Origin of the sequence: Pseudomonas sp. 06C 126, assembly GCF_001855215.1 — a bacterium.
Taxonomy (GTDB): Bacteria; Pseudomonadota; Gammaproteobacteria; order Pseudomonadales; family Pseudomonadaceae; genus Aquipseudomonas; species Aquipseudomonas proteolytica.
This window is the reverse complement of record NZ_MIFU01000013.1, coordinates 51,837-69,862: the sequence shown is the minus strand read 5'-3', so window position 1 is coordinate 69,862 and position 18,026 is coordinate 51,837. Positions and strand designations below refer to the sequence as shown.

Here is an 18,026-nt window from a genome sequence, read left to right as displayed (position 1 = left end):
CTAATCAACCACGCTGAACTCAACCCGGGCCGTCTGCCCCGCCTCATCGAGCACACTCAGTTGATAGCGCCCCAACTGCTCCAGGCTGGCATTGATACTGTCCTGGTTGGTACTGTCGCCCAGCGGCGCCCCGTTGAGGAACCACCAGCGCCGCCCACTGCCGCCCAACGCCGATAGCTTCAAGCGCAACTGCTGCTGGCTGCCCGCCGGCAAGCGCAGTTGATCTCCCTCCCGCACGCCCACCACCGACAACGGCGACGACGCCGCCAACGCCGGTGGCGGGCAATCCGGGTCTGGCGCGGGGATGCGAGCGTCACGCCGCTCGATCTTCGGCAGCCACGGCTCCAGCGGTGCCGGCCACAGGGCAATATCCCGCGATACCGCGCCCGGACAACTGGCGGCCACGCGCAAGCCTTTGGCGTTGACCCATATGGTTTCCATCAAGCCGACACCCAACGGCTGATCCAGTGCCTGCAAGGTCGGCGGCGTGGTGTTGTCCAGGGTCCAGGCAAAGCGCTGGCGCCGGCAATTGGGGTCGCTACGCCCCATGGGCTGGCCCAGGGGCCAACAGATCGCCGCCACGCCGACGTTCATCGGCACGGCTTTGACGGGCGCGGTAATGCCGCGCTGGCTGTCGCGATTGGTCAGCACATCGTGCACTTGCAGCATCAACGGCGCCGCCGAGGCCAGGCCAAACTGGCCCGGCACCGGGGTGCCGTCCGGGCGGCCGATCCACACCCCAATCAAGTAGCGCGGCCCGACCCCGATGGCCCAGGCATCGCGAAAGCCGTAGCTGGTGCCGGTCTTCCAGGCCAGCACCGGGCGCTGTACCAACTCGGCCCGGGGATCACGATCCGGCCGTGCCTGGCCACTGAGGATGCGCCGCACGATCCACGCCGAACCAGGCGATAACAGCGGACGCTCCTTGAGCGCATCCCCAGGCTGCAAGCGGATCGCGGCGCTCTTGCCGTCACGGGCCAACGCGCTGTAGCCGCCGACCAGGTCCTCCAGGCGGCTGCCGGCACCGCCGAGGATCAACGCCAGGTTCGGTTCAGCCAGCGCCGGCAACGCCAGGGGCATGCCGCCGATGCGCATCTCCCCGGCAAAGCGCTTGGGCCCGTAGGCTTCCAGCAGTTGCACCGCCGGCAGGTTCAACGAGCTGGAGAGCGCCGTACTGGCCGGTACCGCACCGGTAAAGCCCATGGAGAAATTGCCCGGCCGGTAATCGCCATAGCGCCGTGGCACATCCTGCAGCAGCGATTCGGAGTGAATCAGCCCCGCGTCCAGGGCCATGCCATACAGGAAGGGTTTGAGGGTCGAGCCCGGCGAGCGCAGGGCGCTGATCATATCCACATGGCCAAAGCGCCGTGCATCGTTGATGTCCACCGATCCCAGGTAGGCGCGCACGGCCATGCTTTCTTCCTCGACCACGAGGATGGCCGCCGAGGTGTGCTCCGGCAGGCGTGCGCGCCAGCCCAGCAGCAGGTCTTCGAGACGGCGTTGCAGGGTCGCGTCGATCGTGGTGCGAATCAGCGGCGGGCTGTCAGGACGGTTCAGGCGGCGCGCCAGCAGCGGCGCCAGGCTGGGTTCCAGGCGCGGCGCCAGCAACAGGGGCTCTTCCAGGGCCTCGTCGACCGCCGATTGCGGCCAGACCTGAAACTCGGCCAGGCGCCGCAGCACTTTGTCCCGCGCCTCCTGGGCGCGCTGCGGGTGACGATCCGGGCGCAGGCGGCTCGGCGCCTGGGGCAGCACCGCGAGCAAAGCCGCTTCGGCGTGGGTCAGGTGCTGTGGAGATTTGCCCAGGTACGCCCAACTGGCTGCTGCCACCCCTTGCAAGGTGCCACCGAAGGGCGCGCGATTGAGGTACAGGTTGAGGATTTGATCCTTGGACAGGTGCCACTCCAACTGCGCCGTGCGCCACAGCTGGCGAAACTTGCCCGGCAAGGTGCGCGAATGGGGATCGAGCAGGCGCGCCACTTGCATCGACAAGGTGCTGCCGCCGGACACCACCCGCGCCCCGGAGAGGTTCTGCCAGGTTGCCCGCACCAGGGCCAGCGGGTTGACGCCGGGGTGTTGGTAGAACCAACGGTCTTCGTAGGTCAGCAGCGCATCGAGGTAATACGGCGAGACTTCACCGGTGGCGACCGGGTAACGCCATACGCCGTTGGCATCCGCGAAACGCCAGAGCGGCGTGCCATCTTCGGCCAGCACCACGCGGGCCAGGTCGTCCTTGGGCAGCGGCAACGGCCAGAGGCGGTCGGCCAGCCAAAGCAGGGCTGTCACCACCAGCAGGCTACCCAGGGTAGCGCGTGCAACTATTCGCAAATTCAAACGGGCAAACCTCTATGCTTCAAGGGAACTCGCCCAAGGGATTGGCGACCAAAGGCTCAGGTCCGGCAGATACGCCCACCCTTTCATCAGGAAACTCATATGCAGGTAGAAAGCTTTTTCGAATGGCTGGGCCAAGCGCTCGGTTCGGTCATCCGCTTTATCGTCGACGGGCTCAGCGGACTGTTCGGCGCCCTGACCAATGCCGGTGGCAATTTTATCGATGGCCTGTCCCGCACCCTGGGCATGGATACCTCGATCATCAGCATCATCACCCTGATCATTGGCCTGATGCTGCTGTACTCGGCAGTCCGGGCATTTATGCGGGCCTCGATCATCATGGGGATTATCTGGTTGCTGCTGGGGCTGTGGCTGCTCAGTTGGGTTGTGCATTAACACCCCTTACCTGTGGGAGCGGGCTTGCCCGCGATAGCGCTATTTCAGCCGATACATTCGGCGGCTGATACACCGCTATCGCGGGCAAGCCCGCTCCCACATTAAAGATCAAGCCTGCTCCCACAAGTAGGGCGCTTAACGCCCCTTGATCACCATATCCGCCGGGGTTTCCCCCACTGCCTGCCAGTTCGGCCGGTACATCGACTCCACTTGCGGTGGCGGTACGCGATATGTCCCAGGTGTGACCGCGCGAGCCAGGTACAGCAGGTGCGTGGTGCCGTAGCCGTCCAGGTTCAGCGCTGCCACGTAACGATCATCGCGATACTCCTGATGCTTGATCGACGCATTCTGCATCGACTCACGCCACTCCTTGACCTGGCTGCTGGCGTTTTCCAGGCTGGCAGCGCTTTGTCCCAGGTTCTGGTTCTCCAGCTCCAGGCCAGCCGGCAGCAGATCCACAACCAATGCATCCGGTACCCGTTGCTTCTTGGCGCTGACCGCAATATGCACCAGCACCAGGTCGCCACTGCGCAGGCTTTGCAGGTTCAGCGGCTGGCCATTCATCCCCAGGTATTCGCGGCGGATGCTCAGGTTTTCACCGCCCGCCGCTGGCGCCTGCTGTGGATAACCGGAAATGCTCAGTTGCTGGTAAATCGGCTCGCTGCCTGGGTTGCGCAAGGTCAGCGGGGAGGCCAGCAACGGCCCTTCCAGCTTCAAGCCGGACTGGCCATTGTTCAGCTCGCGTGTTTCGCCGCCGCTGCTCAACTGGGCAGTCCAGTTGGTTTCCGGCTTGCCCAGCAAGCCACGGCCGGCGAGGAACAGCGAGTTGCGCTCCTGGGTCGACAACCATGGGCTGGCCGCCATCTGGTCCGACAGCTCGAACAGGCGCTCTTCACGCTTGCCCTTGGCCAGGTCGTTTTCTTCGAGCAAGGCCAGGATCATCGCCTGGTCACGCAGCGGGCTGCCGTAGTCGGCCAGCCATTCATTGGCCTTGCGCTGTACGGCAAGACCCGCCAGCAGCGCCTGGTCGGCACGCGGCTGATCGCCCATCTTCTGCATGGCAATCGCCAACTGCACCAGCGGCAGGCCCGAACGCGCATCGCTGCGGCGCTCGAACAGGCTGCGCAAGGCGCCCAACGGTGCCTGCTGAGTACGTGACAGCACCAGGCCGGCATAGGCCTGCACGGCGAAGCGTGTGTGGTCGGCGTTGTCGCTGTAGTCGACTTCGATCAGGTTGCGTTCCTGCACGTAGCGCAGCAGGCGTTCGCTGGCCTTCTTCAGCGCTTCAGGCGGTACCGCAAAGCCTTGGTCGCGGGCGCGCAGCAGGAAGTCGGTGACGTAAGCCGTCAGCCAGTACTCTTCCTCGCCATCGGCGCCCCACAAACCAAAGCTGCCGTTGTAGCGCTGCATGCCCAATAGGCGTTCGATACCCAGTTCGATCTTGCGCTTGCGCTCGGCATCCGGCTCGCCGGTCAAACCCAGGCGCGCCAGCACGGTGGCATCGGCATACAGCGACGGATACAGGCCGCTGGCGGTTTGCTCCAGGCAACCGTATGGGTAGGCCTTGAGTGCACGAATCTGCTCGCCAAGGTTCAACGGTGGCCGGCTCGACAGACTCAACAGCGCCTCACGCCCGGCGGGTTCAAACAAGGCCAGCTCCGCATCCGGCAGGCTCCAGGCTTCATCCTTGAGCACCGCACGGTATTGCTTGAGCAGCGCCGGGTAGGCCGGGCGCACGCCCAATGTCCATTCGCGGGTAAACGCCGGCAGGTTCTCGCCCGGCAGGTCCAGGCCATTGACCGTGACCTTGACCTTGCCCTGGCCGAAGCCACCCAGCGCGCGCACCGGAATCTGCAAGGTGGTGCGCTGGCCCTCGGTCAGTTGCACGCTGTGCGATGGCTCGCCCAGCAGGGTCAGTTGACCTTCGGCGGTCAGTTGCACATCCAGCTTCTGTGCCTTGCCCGACAGGTTGGACAGGTCCAGTGCCAGGCGCGTCTGGTCGCCGCCGGCGAGGAAGCGCGGGGCCGACAGTTCGGCAATCAAAGGCGCGGCGATCACGGTCTTGGCTTCGGCCATGCCGTAGCGGTCGTCACTCCAGGCCTGGGCCATCAGGCGCAGTTCGCCGTTGAAGTCAGGGATATTGACGCTGACTTCGCCCTCGCCTTTGTCGTTCAAGGTCACCGGCGCGCTTTGCAAAGCGACGATGGTGACGCTGGTGTCCGGGCGCTTGCCGCCCTTGGCCAGCGCCGCGTCACCACCAAAGGCCAGGCTGGCCAGGCGGCCCTGGCCGGCTTCGATCAACTGCCCATAGATATCGAACTGGTCCACACCGTAGGCCTTGCGGCCAAACAGGCTGGAGTACGGATCCGGGGTTGGGTATTCGGTGATGTTAAGAATGCCCACGTCCACCGCTGCCACCAGCACATGCACCTGTTTGGGCACGCTGCCATCGGCATTTTTTGCCGCGACCTTGACCGTCAGTGGCTGTTTGGGGCGCATTTTTTCCGGCGCGGTCAGGGTCAGGCCCAGTTTGCGCTGGGTACGATCCAACGGCAGATGCAGCAAGCCCACGGCGCGTTTAGGCGTGATGTTGGCCTTGCGCTCACCCGGGCGAATCACCAGCGCACTCACATACAGGTCATGGCGCGACCATTTCGGGTCGAGTTTCACCGCAAAGCTCTTGCCTTCGGCCGGCACGTCGATCTCTTGCCACCACAGCGGGCCTTCGCTGGACTCCACCAACAGGTAGCCTTTACCAGCCGCCGGCGGGGTGACGGTGACGTTGGCCGTATCGCCATCGCCATACGCCGGTTTGTCCAGCGCCAGCTTGACCTGATCGGGGCGCACGGCGCCGCCTTCGGTGTTGTCCTGGGCCTGGTAACCGGCCCAGAAGCGCTTGCTGCTGATCAGGCCGGTCTGCGGGTCTTCGACTTCGACGCGGTACGGGCCCCACTCCACCTGGAAGCTGACCTTGGCCGTGTCGCCAGCCTTGATGTTGACGGTCTGCTCATCGAGGTTGAGGAATTTCTCGTTGTAGTGATAGCTCCAGCCATCGTTGTCCGAGTAGTTCCAGTAGTAGTCGCGGCGCTCGCGAACCAGGCGGACCTTGAGGTTGTCGACCGCGAGTTTCTGGCCCTGCTGGTTGGCCAGCAGCACTTCAAACTCCGCGGGGCCGTCGCCATTGGTTTCCTTGCCATCGAACAGGCCACGCAGGCCGGGCAGTTGCTCGGCCGGCCAGACCGGCTGCACCAGGCGCCGGGTGATCGGGCGCCCGCCGGACTCTTGCAGGCTGGCCTGGACGATCAGTTGCAGCGGCGACTTGGCCTCGCTCCACTTGCTTTCCAGGGTAAGTTTTTCCTCGCCCTTGGCGTCGAGCACGCTTTCATCCAGTTCAAAATCCTGACTCAGTTCTTCTTCAGTCACCGAGCCAAACTCATAACCGGGCAGCGACTTGACCGCCTCGCGCAACGGCCGCACATACACTTGCCCGCTCAGGCGATTGCCCGCCGCAGGGGCGCCGTAGAGGTAGCGGCCATTGACCTGGATAACCGCATTGTCTGCAGGATTAAGCGGTGTATCGCTGCCCTTGAGCTCCAGGGCCAGGCGCTCGGGCAGGAAATCTTCGACGAGGAACTCGTACAGTTGCGGCTTGCCGTCACCCAGGTCGAACACCAGTTGCCAGCGCCCGGTCGGCGCTTCGCCGGCCAGTTGCAGTTGGTATTGATAGAGGCCGGAAGCATCGGCATCCCACACGAATTTGCGGCTGACCTGCTCATCCGGGCGGCGTACTTCAACACTCACCGGTTGCGGCTTGACGGCATTCCCGTCCTTGTCGCGCAGCAAGGCGTTGAGCAGCACGGTTTCGCCAGGGCGGTACAGGTCGCGCGGGCCGAACACAAAGAATTGCAGGGGGTGCGCGGGCTGGCCGCCGATATCGAACTCGGCCAGGTCCAGCGCTGCGCTGTCGAGGCGCAACAGGCTGGTCTGCTCGCCCTGTTTGGCGAGCAATACCTGGGCCTTTTTCGGCAGCGGCAGTTCAGCGTGACCGCCCTTCTCGGTCTTGCCCTGGCCCAACACGCGGCCTTCGGCATCGAGGATTTCCAGCTCGACGCCATCCAGCGCCTTGCCGCCCTCCAGCGCCTGGGTGAACACATCCAGGCGGTTGGCGTAACGGTGTACCGACAGGCCGATATCACTGAGGGTGAACAGCGTGGCCGGTTGCGAATAGTTGTAGGTGCCCGAAGCACGCATCACCGCCAGGTACACGCCCGGCTGTTGCAACTGCTTGAGACCGGCGATGGGCAACAGCAGGGTTTCGCGGGTATTGCGCGCAGGATTGAGGTCGAAGCGGCCGCCGTAGACCAGGTCGGCCATGGGCAACAGTTCACGGGATTCGTAGCTTTGCAGGCTGGTATTGCGGCCCCACTGGGCGAGGAACGCCGGCAGCGATTCGGGTTTGATGCGGAAGAATTCGACGTCGATCTTGTCGACATTCAACGCGATCACCGGCAGGCCTTCGGCCAGACGAGTGGGCAACAGGGTGCCACGGCTGGCGAAGCCGACGGTGGCTTGCAGGTCGCGGGTTTCCAGGCGTGCCGTGTATTCAGCGGCGAGCTTGGCGTCGTTGACCCCACGCAGCCCGGCGTCCACGGTCAGCACCAGCTTGCGCTGGGGCTCCAGGTGACGCAGGCGCAATTCCATCAGGTTGTCGGAAAGCTCCCAGGCACCGTCGACCTTGCCGGACTTGCTGTCCACCAGGTGCAGTTTGTCGGCGAACTTCTGCTCGGGATCCAGCGGGATTGAAAAACTCACCGACAAGGTGCTGGCGCCATCCAGTTGCACCTCAGACACGTCCACCACGCTTAACTCACGGCCGGCATAACGCTGCTTGAGCGTCGCCACATCCACCGCGGCCTTGGCCGGCTTTGGCGCCGTCACCGCCGCCGCCGCAGGGGCAGTGGGTGCAGCCGGTTTGTCGGAAGAATCGCAGGCGCTCAGCAGGGCCAGCGCACAGGCCAGGAACAATCCTTTGTTAAGCATGGGGCACTCGTTGTCGGGGTGTCTGAGGGGTGAACTATATATCAGTGCCAGCCAAGTGGCTGTGGCGCTGCTCACATTGACCGACGGAGGGCGGTTTGGTTCTCAACTACCTCAAAAGCGTAGAAAATCCCCTGTGGGAGCGGGCTTGCTCGCGAATGCGGTGGATCAGCCAATATACAGGTTGACTGACCCACCGCATTCGCGAGCAAGCCCGCTCCCACATTTGGATCTGCGCCGCTGTTGAGGGCCAGTTACAATGCCGCTCCCCCAAGGAGCCCGAATGTCCACCTTACTCACCGACTGGCGTCACCGTCCCACCCATCGCCGTGTCTGGGCCCTGGCCGCGCCGATGATTCTGTCGAATATCTCGGTGCCGCTGGTGGCCTTGGTGGACAGCATGGTCATCGGCCACCTGCCCCACGCGCACCAGTTGGGCGCGGTGGCCGTGGGGGCCAGTCTGTATACCTTCCTGGCCTGGGCCATGGGGTTTCTGCGCATGGGCACCACCGGGTTCGCCGCCCAGGCGGCCGGGCGCAATGATGGTGCGGCGCTGCGGCAAATCCTGTTGCAAGGCCTGCTGTTGGCGCTGGGGTTGGCCATGGTGCTGGGCACGGTGGGCATTCCCCTGAGCCATCTGGCGCTGGAATGGATGCAGCCTTCGGCCGAGTTGAATCAACTGACCCGCGAGTTTTTCCACACCCGCCTGTTCGGGTTACCTGCGGCGTTGGCCACTTATGCGCTGGTGGGCTGGTTCCTCGGCACGCAAAACGCCCGGGCGCCGCTGGCGATTCTTTTGACCACCAACCTGGTGAATATCGCCCTGAACCTGTGGTTTGTGCTGGGCCTGGACTGGGGCGTGGCCGGTTCGGCGCGGGCCTCGGTGATTGCCGAATGGACCGGCGCCCTGCTCGGCCTGGCCCTTACGCAAAAAGCCCTGCGCGCCTACCCCGGGCATATTGCCTGGGCGGCGCTCAAGGTCTGGCAAAGTTGGCGCGCGCTGCTGGCGGTCAACCGCGACATTTTCATTCGCAGCCTGGCGCTGCAATCGGTGTTTTTCATGATCACGGTGCAAGGCGCTCGGCTGGGCGATGCCACGGTCGCGGCCAATGCCCTGCTGCTCAACGGGCTCTTGCTGACGGCCCATGCGCTGGATGGCCTCGCCCACGCAGTGGAAGCACTCTGCGGCCACGCCATCGGCGCCCATGATCGCCAGGCGTTGCGTCGCTCGCTGGTAGTCGCCTGCGGCTGGTCACTGATCGCCAGCCTCGGCTTTGTGCTGCTGTTCACCTTCGCCGGCCACTTGTTTATCGCCATGCAAACCGATATCCCCAGCGTGCGCGCAACCGCCGATATCTACCTGCCGTACCTGGCGGTACTGCCGTTGATTGCGGTGTGGAGTTATCTGCTGGATGGTTTGTTTATTGGCGCGACCCGCGCGCGGGAGATGCGCAATGGCATGTTGCTGACGGTGCTGATGATGCTGCCAGTTGCCTGGGCGTTGCAGGGGTTGGGTAACCACGGGCTGTGGATAACGTTCCTGCTGTTTATGGCGGTGCGCAGTTTGACGTTGTGGGCGATTGCCTGGCGGCTGAATCGGCAGGGGCTTTGGCTGGGCGCCAACTAGTGTGGGAGTGGGCTTGCCCGCGATGACGGCAGATCAGTCAGCATCTGTATTGACTGATCCACTGCTTTCGCGGGCAAGCCCGCTCCTACACAAGCGGGCTCCCACCGTTTGGATCGCTGCCTGCCGGTCTTAGGAGGACAGGTAGGACGAGCGGGTCAGGCCCAGGCGCAGCGCATCCAGGAACTGGGTGCGCTCGGCCGCCGTGATCTTCGCGCTGGCGCACTTGTCACGGTAGTGGGTCATCAACTCCTCCGGCGACAAGTGCACGTAGCGCAGCATGTCTTCGATGGTGTCGTGGGTCTCGATCCCGGCGCTGTACACCGTGCCATCGTCACGCTGGTAGATGTTCACCGAGTCGGTGTCACCGAACAGGTTGTGCATGTCCCCGAGGATTTCCTGGTAGGCGCCCACCAGGAAGATCCCCAGCAGATAATCTTCGCCTTCGTTCAAGCCATGTACCGGTAGGCTGGTCTCGATGCTTTGCTCGTCGACGTATTGCTTGATCTTGCCGTCGGAGTCGCAAGTCAGGTCCTGCAGCACCGCACGGCGCAGCGGCTCTTCGTCGAGGCGGTGCAGCGGCAGGATCGGCAGGACCTGGCCGATGGCCCAGGTGTCCGGCAGGCTCTGGAATACCGAGAAGTTGCAGATGTACTTGTCGGCCAGCTTGTCGTTGAGTTCGTCCAGCACCTGGCGGTGCGAGCGCTGGCGGGCCTTGAGGGAGTTGTGCAGGCGACGGCACACGGCGAAGTAGCACTGTTCGGCCAGGGCTTTTTCCGCGAGGGTCAGCTTGCCGTCGGCGTACTGGGCGGCCACGTCGCTCATGTAGTGGGTGGCGCGCCAGTAGGTTTCGGTGACCATTTCAATGTCGGTCGGGCCCAGCAGGTCGACCAGCCATTGCACGGTTTCGGGCAGGCTTTCCTTGTTCTCGATCACCGGCACGTCGTCGTTGTGTTTCTCGACGTCGGTCACCTGCACCACCAGCATGGCGTGGTGGGCAGTCAGGGAGCGGCCGCTCTCGGAGAAGATGTTGGGGTGCGGCAGGTTCTGCGCATCGCAGAATTCCTTGAGCATGCCCACCACCACGCCGGCGTAGTCGTCCATGTCGTAGTTGATCGAGCTGGCGTTGCGCGAGTGGGTACCGTCGTAGTCCACGCCCAGGCCGCCACCGACGTCGATGTGGTCCACCGGCAGGCCGAGGTTGCGCAGCTCGCCGTAGTAGCGGATGGCTTCCTTGAAACCGTGCTGGTAGTCCGCCAGGTTGGCGATCTGCGAGCCCATGTGAAAGTGCAGCAGGCGGATGCCCTGGTCCAGGCCAGCGGCGCGGAAGCGCTCGACCACCGACAGCAGTTGCGCCGCCGACAGGCCGAACTTGGACTTCTCGCCACCGGTGTCTGCCCACTTGCTCGACGCCAGGGACGACAGGCGCACCCGCAGGCCGACCTGTGGCTTGACCTTGAGGTTGGCGGCTTCTTCGATGACCAGGCCCACTTCGGACTCTTTCTCGATCACGATGAACACGTTGTGGCCCAGCTTCTGGCCCATCAGCGCCAGGCGGATGAACTCACGGTCTTTGTAACCGTTGCAGACGATGGTGCCGCCCTTCGGTGCCAGGGCCAGCACGGCCAGCAGCTCGGGCTTGGAGCCGGCTTCCAGGCCGATGGACACGTCCTGGGTGGCGATGATGTTCTCGATCACCGCTTCCTGCTGGTTGACCTTGATCGGGTACAGCGCGGTGTATTTGCTCTGGTATTCCAGGCGCTCGATGTTCGCGTCGAAGGCACCGGTCAGCTGGCGCACGCGGTCTTGCAGGATATCCGGGAAGCGCACCAGCAATGGCAGGGACAGGCCGCTTTTGCGCAGCTCGTCCACTTGCTCGTACAAATCGATGGGCGAGCTGTTCGGGCCGTTCGGACGGACTTCAACGCGACCGGCATCATTGATCGCGAAATATCCGGCCCCCCAATGGCGAATCCCGTAAACACTGCGGCTGTCCGCAACTGTCCATTGGCTGCCATCGTCTTTGCGTGTGCGTCGTACGGACATCGAAGTCCCCTATATAAAGTCGAAGAGCGCCACCCAAGTCAGAGGCTGGCGCAGTCTAAAGAGTGAAAATGACGATTTGCCTGTGAGAGGGGTAGACCCCACTTGCAGGACAGAGTTTAGACACCGGTCAGGAACAGGCTCTGTGAAACCATGGAGACGACGAGCGCGCTCGTCGGTGCGGGTTTCACAGAGGCTGCTAGCCGCCGGATTTCTTCGCCTTGTATCCGAGCTTGATCAACTCGGCCAACAGCAACTCGACGTGATCGCCCTGGATTTCGATGATCCCGTCTTTCAGGGCGCCACCGGTGCCACAGCGCTTCTTCAGCACGGTGGCCAACTCCTTGAGTGGCTCGGCGGCCAGGGGCACGCCGGTGATGGTGGTCACCGTCTTGCCGCCACGGCCCTTGCTCTCGCGGCGCACGCGGGCAATGCCATCACCTTCGGGAATCAGGGTCTGTTTGCAGGTACAGGCGTCCACGGGCTGGCGACAGTCCGGGCAATGCCGACCTGCGTCGGTGGAAAACACCAGGCCACCAAGGGCGGCGAAGGATGCGGCTTTTTTGGCCACCGGCAATCCTCTTGGGAGGATGAAGACTGGTCAGTGCCCGCAATGGGCGGCTGACCGCGAAGCCCCACTCAGGCAGGGGCAGCGCTACCGAACCGCTCAGCCCTCCCCGCCCCTGTAGGAGCGAGCTTGCTCGCGAAAATCGTCAACGATAACGCGGGCATTCAGACAGCACGCGGTGACATTGGGTTTTTCGCGAGCAAGCTCGCTCCTACAGGGGCCGGGGAGACGCGGTGGCGGTTCGGCTTGAAAAGTCGCGCAGTGTAACGGCAAAAAGCCTGATTGCTAAGAGCCAAATGGCGCCAATTTATGCAACTTTAGCGACGCGCGGCCAGATAGCGTTTTAATGCGGCCAGGGAGTCGGGGCAATAGGGCTTTCGCTCGATATCCTCAAGCACCGCCTCGATGCTCATAAAGCGCGCTTCCAGCACCTCTTCGGGCTGCAGCTGCAGCGGCCCATCCCAGACCGCCGAGAACGCCGAGCACCAGAGCCGGTTGCCCGTATCCTCGAAAAAAAAGTGGTCGTGGGCGGTCAATTCAACACCACTGACGCCCAACTCTTCTTCCAGCTCACGGGCTGCCGACTGCTCATAGGTTTCGCCAGCCGCCACCATCCCGCCTGCCGCCACGTCCCAGTAACCGGGATAGATGGCTTTGCTCAGGGTGCGCCGGTGCACGCACAACTCGCCCTTTGAGTTGAATAGCATGATGTAGGTACCGCGGCCGATCAGCCCGCGTTCACGCAGGTCGGCGCGCACCAGGGCGCCGAGCAGGTTGTCCTGCTCGTCGACCCAGGCGATATGTTCGGCATCCGAGGCCGCGCGGTGCGCGACCTCCTTGGCGCTATCGACCACGACTCAACCCTGGTTCAGCAGTTGACGCAAGTCGATCACCGCGGCGTTGGCGCGGGAGATGTAGTTGGCCATCACCAACGAGTGGTTGGCCAATACGCCATAGCCGCTGCCGTTGAGGATCATCGGGCTCCACAGGGTTTCCTGCGACGCCTCCAGCTCACGAATGATCTGGCGTACGCTGACGGTGGCGTTTTTCTTGGCCAATACGTCGGCAAAGTCGACTTCGATGGCGCGCAACAGGTGGGACAGGGCCCACGCCTGGCCACGGGCTTCATAGAACACGTTGTCGATCTGCATCCATGGGGTTTCCACCACTTCTTCATCGACCTGCGGCACTTCGCCCGGCGCCAGCGCTTCGGTTTTCAACGCGGTGTTGAGCTTGACCCGGCCCACGCTGGCCGACAGACGCTGCGACAACGAACCCAGGCGAGTGGCGACGTCGCCCAGCCAGTTGTTCAGGTTGTCGGCACGCGCATAGAACAGGGCGCCTTTTTGGTTGGGGTCGGACAGGCGCGCTTGGTAGCGGTTCAGGGAGTTGATGCCTTCCTGGTATTCCGACTCGCTGGAGGGCAGCACCCAGCTCTTGTTATCGAAGTTGAAGCGCGGCTCGGCCTTGGCCAGGTCGGCGTCTTCAGCCGATTGCGATTGCGAGCGGGCGAAATCCTTGCGCAGGGCGCGGGTCAGGTCACGCACCTGCACCAGCACGCCATATTCCCAGCTGGGCATATTGTCCATCCACAGCCCAGGCGGGAAGCGGTCGTTGGAGATATAGCCACCCGGCTTGTTCAGCAGGGTGCCCACCACGGTCTTGACGGTTTCGACGGTGGTAAAGCCGATCACCATTTGCTTGCCATCTTTTTCGGCGGCAATTTGCGCGTTTTGCTGGACCGGGAACAGCGCCGGCTCCTGGCTCCAATACCAACCCAGGCCACCGGTGACCAACAGGTAAATTACAACCAGGGTCAGCAGGGCACGACTCATCAGCAAATTGCGAAAATAGCTGCGGGAGGCCGACTTGGGCGCAGGGCTTGGGCCTGGGGCGCTGCCTGCACGGTTTTTCCAGTCCAGCATGGCGGATATCCTTTCAGTCACTTGAGTTCAATAGCTACGACCACAACCCTACCCCATCGTGCCCGTCTGTGCGGGGCTTTTAATCAAGGTGGCGTAAAGCTGGCACTCAACTATAAAGGATGGGCGCTGATGCGCCTACGCGACCCAACAGTCAGCAAATGAATCATCTGGACGTTGCAGTTAATTGACGTATGACACTCGTGCGAATGAAAAGAGGTGCTAGCATAGAGCCACCAGTCGACCTCAGCATGCACCCTTACCTAGTAGTCAGGATATGACCGAGCCAGAAGACCCCAGCCGTGAGCGTCTCAAGCACCACTTTGCCCAGCGGGTAATTCATCAGGCGCGTCAAATTCTTGAGATCTGGCAGCGTTTGCAGCGCAGCGAATGGTCGAACGCCGAATTGAACGAGCTCAGCGAGGCCAATCTGCGCCTGCTGCGTTTTGCCGAGCGCTTTGAGCAACCCGAGCATGGCCAACTGGCCCGGCACATCATCGAGTCGCTTAAAGCCGTGGATGAAAACCGCGGCCGCCTGAGCAGCAACCTGATCACCGACCTCAACCGCTTGATGCAGCGCCTGTCCCGTACCGGCCTGCGCCAGGGCGATCAGTTGGACCAGACCTTCCTGCCGCCGATGCGCAAGCCCATCTACGTGATGCTGGCCGATCACGACCGCGCCGAGCGCCTGGCCAAGCAACTGGAATTCTTTGGTTTGAGCGCGCAGTCCCTGGACAGCGTGGCGGCCTTCCGTTCGTCCATGGCCGAACGCCTGCCGGCTGCGATTGTGATGGACGTGGACTTCTGCGGCACCGGCCTGGGCCTGAAACTGGCCGCCGAAGCCCAGGAAGGCCTGGAGCAGAAACTGCCGCTGCTGTTCTTCAGCCTGCACGAAACCGACACCCCCACCCGCCTGGCCGCCGTGCGCGCCGGGGGCCAGGAGTTCCTCACCGGCACCCTGGAAGCCTCCAGCCTGCTGGAAAAAATCGAAGTCCTGACCTGCGTCGCCCAGTACGAACCTTATAAAGTGCTGATCATCGACGACTCCCGCGCCCAGGCGATGCACACCGAACGCTTGCTCAACAGCGCCGGGATCGTCACCCGCACCTTGATCGAACCGATCCAGGCCATGGCCGAACTGGCGGATTTCCAGCCCGACCTGATCATCCTCGACATGTACATGCCAGCCTGCACCGGCACCGAGCTGGCCAAGGTGATTCGCCACAACGACCGCTATGTCAGCGTGCCGATCATTTACCTGTCGGCCGAAGACGACCTGGATAAACAGCTGGACGCCATGAGCGAAGGCGGCGACGACTTCCTCACCAAGCCGATCAAGCCGCGCCACCTGATCACTACCGTGCGCAACCGCGCGGCACGCGCCCGTCATCTCAAGGCACGGATGGTGCGCGACAGCCTGACCGGCCTGTACAACCACACCCATATCCTGCAACTGCTGGAAGACTGCAGCTTCCGCTCGCGCCGCGAGAACAAGCCGCTGAGCTTTGCCATGCTCGACATTGACCACTTCAAGCGGGTCAACGACAGCCACGGCCACCCCATGGGCGACCGCGTGATCAAAAGCCTGGCGCTGTTTCTCAAGCAGCGCCTGCGCAAGACCGACTATATCGGCCGGTACGGCGGCGAAGAATTTGCCATTGTCATGCCCGACACCGACCTGGACGCCGCCTGCAAGGTGCTCGACGAAATCCGTGGGCGCTTTGCCGAAATCCATTACCCGGCCCAGCCCCAGGATTTGTGGTGCACCTTCAGCGCCGGCGTGGTGCAGCTATGCGACGGCTCCGACAGCCTGATGATGGCCGCCCAGGCCGATGAAGCGCTGTACCGCGCCAAGGACGCCGGGCGTAATCGGGTGCATGCTTCGGGTGAATCAAGGCAAAGTGCCACTTTTTCACCAGATTCCACTCAGTCCGTCATAACCCTGTAACGAAAACGCAATAACTTCAGGCACTTACTCCTTCTGCCGTTGGTTGAAACCACGCATGCGCCTGAAGCTGCTGACGAATCTGAACACCCTTCTGCTGGTCGCCGTTTGCCTGGCCCTGGGCGCTACGCTCTGGTGGTCGCAACGGGCCCTCGAACGCCCTTATCTATTGATGGAGCGTTATCTGGGCCTGTCCCAGGCGTTCCAGAACCAGACCGCGCGCAATATCGACGACTATCTGGCCAGCGGCGACGCCTTGCGCCTGAGCGCGGCCGGCCAGAGCCTGGAAAACCTGTTGCTGCACCTGGATGAATTGCCGCCTGAGCTGACCGAAAAACTGCGGCCCGGCCTGCTCGACCTCGATGGCTTCAGCAAGACCGACCTGCTGGCCGCCGGCAAACTGGCCGGCGACCCACAAGCCTTGCTGCTGCAAGCCGAGCGGGAACTGGGGGCCAACCTGGAGCAACTGAGCCAGTACGCCATGGGCGTCAACTCAGCCGATGCAGGGCGTTATCTGCCGCCGCTGCTGGCGGCCTCGCAGCACCTGGCCAAGCTGTCCCTGGCGCGGGACAAACTGGTGAGCAGCGGGCGCAGTGAATTGGCCGCCGACGTGGAACGTGAACTGACCAATATCCGCAGCCAGGCTGACCTGCTTGAGCAACTGCCACTACTGGGCGTGACTGCCAGCAGTGCCTCCAACAGCGATGACTTTTCTGCGTTGATGGGCCTGGAAAGCAGCGAAACCACCACCGCCGAAGACACCGGCGTCAATCTCAAACGCGAACTCAACAGCCTGCTCACACGCTACCCGGCAGAGCTTGCGCGGACCCGTGAACAAATCCACAAGCGCGCAGAACTGGCCGCTGCCACGCACCTGAAAATCGACACCGTGCAGCAAGCCATCGCCGCGCTGGAGCCCGAGGTGCGTGCCCAGCACGGCAAGATCCAGGGCGAGGTGCGGGTGATCCAAGGCGTGATGATTGGCCTGATCCTGTTGATCGCCCTGCTCATCGACACCCTGCAACGACGCCTGGCACGAGTACTCACCAGCCTGGCGCCGGCCCTGTCGACCTGGGCCGAGGGCGATTTCAGCCAACCGATCGCCCTGGGTGCGACCAACCGCGAACTGCATGACATTGAAGCCTCGCTCAATCGCCTGCGGGCTTACCTGGTGAACCTGGTGGGCACTATCCGCGCTAACGCAGAGGAAGTCGCCGGTAGCAGCCGCGCCCTGGCCGAACTGAGCGGCGGCCTGCATGACGGCGCCGAACGCCAGGCCGGGGACACTGCGCAAATCCGCGATTCGTTGGGCGAACTGGAAGCCACGATCCAGCAGGTCGCCGGCGACGCCAGCCAGGCCGCCGGGGCCAGCCGCAGCGCCGGCGACGCCGTGGAGCATGGCCAACGGGTGATCGGCTTGAGCCTGACCGGCCTGCACGCACTGGTGGGCGAGGTGCAGGACAATGCGCAGATGATCGAAAAACTCGCCGAAGAGTCCGCCACCATTGGCAGCGTGCTGACGGTGATCCGCTCGATTGCCGACCAGACCAACCTGCTGGCGCTCAATGCCGCCATCGAAGCCGCCCGCGCCGGTGAAGCCGGCCGCGGGTTTGCCGTGGTCGCCGACGAAGTGCGTTCCCTGGCCCAGCGCACCGCAGGCGCCACCGCCGAAATCCAGACCCTGATCGCCGGCCTGCAGACCGCAGCAAGGCAGTCGGTGGAGGGCATGCGCGCCCAGGTCGAACATGCCGAAGCCACCGCTCAACAAGCCCAGGCCGCCGACGGCGCGCTGGACGAAATCGTCAACGCGATCCAGACCATTTCCGACACAGCCATCCGCATTGCCGATGTCACGGCGCAGCAGAGCGGCGCCGTCAGTGAGATCCGTGATAACAGCGAACGCATCCACCAGTTGGGCGAGGACAACCTGCTGCGCATTGGCCAGGGCCGCAGCCAGGGCGAGCATTTATTGGTGCTCGGCGGGCAGCTTAATACGGCCGTGCAGGCCTTCCGCGTCTGACGCCATCTCCCGCCCCATGAAGATCAAATGTGGGAGCTGGCTTGCCTGCGATAGCGGTGTGCCAGGCGACTAATCGGCTACTGATCCACCGCTATCGCAGGCAAGCCAGCTCCCACAGTCGATCTTCATTGCTTTCTAGACCG

10 protein-coding genes are annotated in these 18,026 nt (G+C 63.3%); 4 read left to right on the top strand and 6 right to left on the bottom strand.

Going from position 1 to position 18,026, the window contains the following annotated elements:
- Positions 1 to 2,331 (bottom strand): peptidoglycan glycosyltransferase PbpC, encoded by a 2,331-nt coding sequence (pbpC, locus tag BHC62_RS04175; protein ID WP_070994305.1) that lies wholly within the window; start codon positions 2,329 to 2,331, stop codon positions 1 to 3.
- A gap of 99 nt (positions 2,332 to 2,430) precedes the next feature.
- On the opposite strand from pbpC, the gene BHC62_RS04170 reads away from it, so the two are divergent.
- Positions 2,431 to 2,724 (top strand): hypothetical protein, encoded by a 294-nt coding sequence (locus BHC62_RS04170; protein WP_029297627.1) that lies wholly within the window; start codon positions 2,431 to 2,433, stop codon positions 2,722 to 2,724.
- Between the two features lie 135 nt (positions 2,725 to 2,859).
- Here the strand turns inward: BHC62_RS04170 and BHC62_RS04165 are convergent, their stop codons facing one another.
- On the bottom strand, positions 2,860 to 7,764 hold the full coding sequence (locus tag BHC62_RS04165) for an alpha-2-macroglobulin (protein WP_070994304.1): 4,905 nt from the start codon (positions 7,762 to 7,764) through the stop codon (positions 2,860 to 2,862).
- A 280-nt stretch (positions 7,765 to 8,044) separates the two neighbouring features.
- On the opposite strand from BHC62_RS04165, the gene BHC62_RS04160 reads away from it, so the two are divergent.
- The gene (locus BHC62_RS04160; RefSeq protein ID WP_070994303.1) at positions 8,045 to 9,388 is read left to right on the top strand and encodes an MATE family efflux transporter; all 1,344 of its coding nucleotides are present in this window, start codon (positions 8,045 to 8,047) and stop codon (positions 9,386 to 9,388) included.
- 129 nt (positions 9,389 to 9,517) lie between these two features.
- Here BHC62_RS04160 and speA read toward each other — a convergent pair whose 3' ends face one another.
- The 4 genes from speA to BHC62_RS04140 all read right to left on the bottom strand — a co-directional run bounded on the left by speA (position 9,518) and on the right by BHC62_RS04140 (position 13,921).
- Positions 9,518 to 11,431, bottom strand: a complete 1,914-nt coding sequence (gene speA, locus BHC62_RS04155) for an arginine decarboxylase (protein ID WP_029297633.1) — start codon at positions 11,429 to 11,431, stop codon at positions 9,518 to 9,520.
- A 196-nt stretch (positions 11,432 to 11,627) separates the two neighbouring features.
- Positions 11,628 to 11,999: a translation initiation factor Sui1 gene (locus BHC62_RS04150; protein WP_029297635.1), complete on the bottom strand. Its 372-nt coding sequence runs from the start codon at positions 11,997 to 11,999 to the stop codon at positions 11,628 to 11,630.
- 314 nt (positions 12,000 to 12,313) lie between these two features.
- Positions 12,314 to 12,850: an NUDIX hydrolase gene (locus tag BHC62_RS04145; protein ID WP_029297638.1), complete on the bottom strand. Its 537-nt coding sequence runs from the start codon at positions 12,848 to 12,850 to the stop codon at positions 12,314 to 12,316.
- Positions 12,851 to 12,853: 3 nt separating this feature from the next.
- On the bottom strand, positions 12,854 to 13,921 hold the full coding sequence (locus tag BHC62_RS04140; RefSeq protein WP_029297639.1) for a DUF2333 family protein: 1,068 nt from the start codon (positions 13,919 to 13,921) through the stop codon (positions 12,854 to 12,856).
- 274 nt (positions 13,922 to 14,195) lie between these two features.
- Here BHC62_RS04140 and BHC62_RS04135 point away from each other — a divergent pair, with 274 nt between their 5' ends.
- Positions 14,196 to 15,866, top strand: coding sequence for a PleD family two-component system response regulator (locus tag BHC62_RS04135; RefSeq protein WP_029297642.1), 1,671 nt, complete (start codon positions 14,196 to 14,198; stop codon positions 15,864 to 15,866).
- Positions 15,867 to 15,921: 55 nt separating this feature from the next.
- Positions 15,922 to 17,883, top strand: coding sequence for a methyl-accepting chemotaxis protein (locus BHC62_RS04130; protein WP_070994302.1), 1,962 nt, complete (start codon positions 15,922 to 15,924; stop codon positions 17,881 to 17,883).
- Positions 17,884 to 18,026: the final 143 nt, after the last annotated feature.

What these genes read in the sequence shown, in the direction of transcription:
- BHC62_RS04170 (WP_029297627.1), top strand. Translation starts at nt 2,431, where the DNA reads ATGCAGGTAGAAAGCTTTTTCGAATGGCTGGGCCAAGCGCTCGGTTCG.
- BHC62_RS04165 (WP_070994304.1), bottom strand. Translation starts at nt 7,764, where the DNA reads ATGCTTAACAAAGGATTGTTCCTGGCCTGTGCGCTGGCCCTGCTGAGC.
- BHC62_RS04160 (WP_070994303.1), top strand. Translation starts at nt 8,045, where the DNA reads ATGTCCACCTTACTCACCGACTGGCGTCACCGTCCCACCCATCGCCGT.
- speA (WP_029297633.1), bottom strand. Translation starts at nt 11,431, where the DNA reads ATGTCCGTACGACGCACACGCAAAGACGATGGCAGCCAATGGACAGTT.
- BHC62_RS04140 (WP_029297639.1), bottom strand. Translation starts at nt 13,921, where the DNA reads ATGCTGGACTGGAAAAACCGTGCAGGCAGCGCCCCAGGCCCAAGCCCT.
- BHC62_RS04135 (WP_029297642.1), top strand. Translation starts at nt 14,196, where the DNA reads ATGACCGAGCCAGAAGACCCCAGCCGTGAGCGTCTCAAGCACCACTTT.
- BHC62_RS04130 (WP_070994302.1), top strand. Translation starts at nt 15,922, where the DNA reads ATGCGCCTGAAGCTGCTGACGAATCTGAACACCCTTCTGCTGGTCGCC.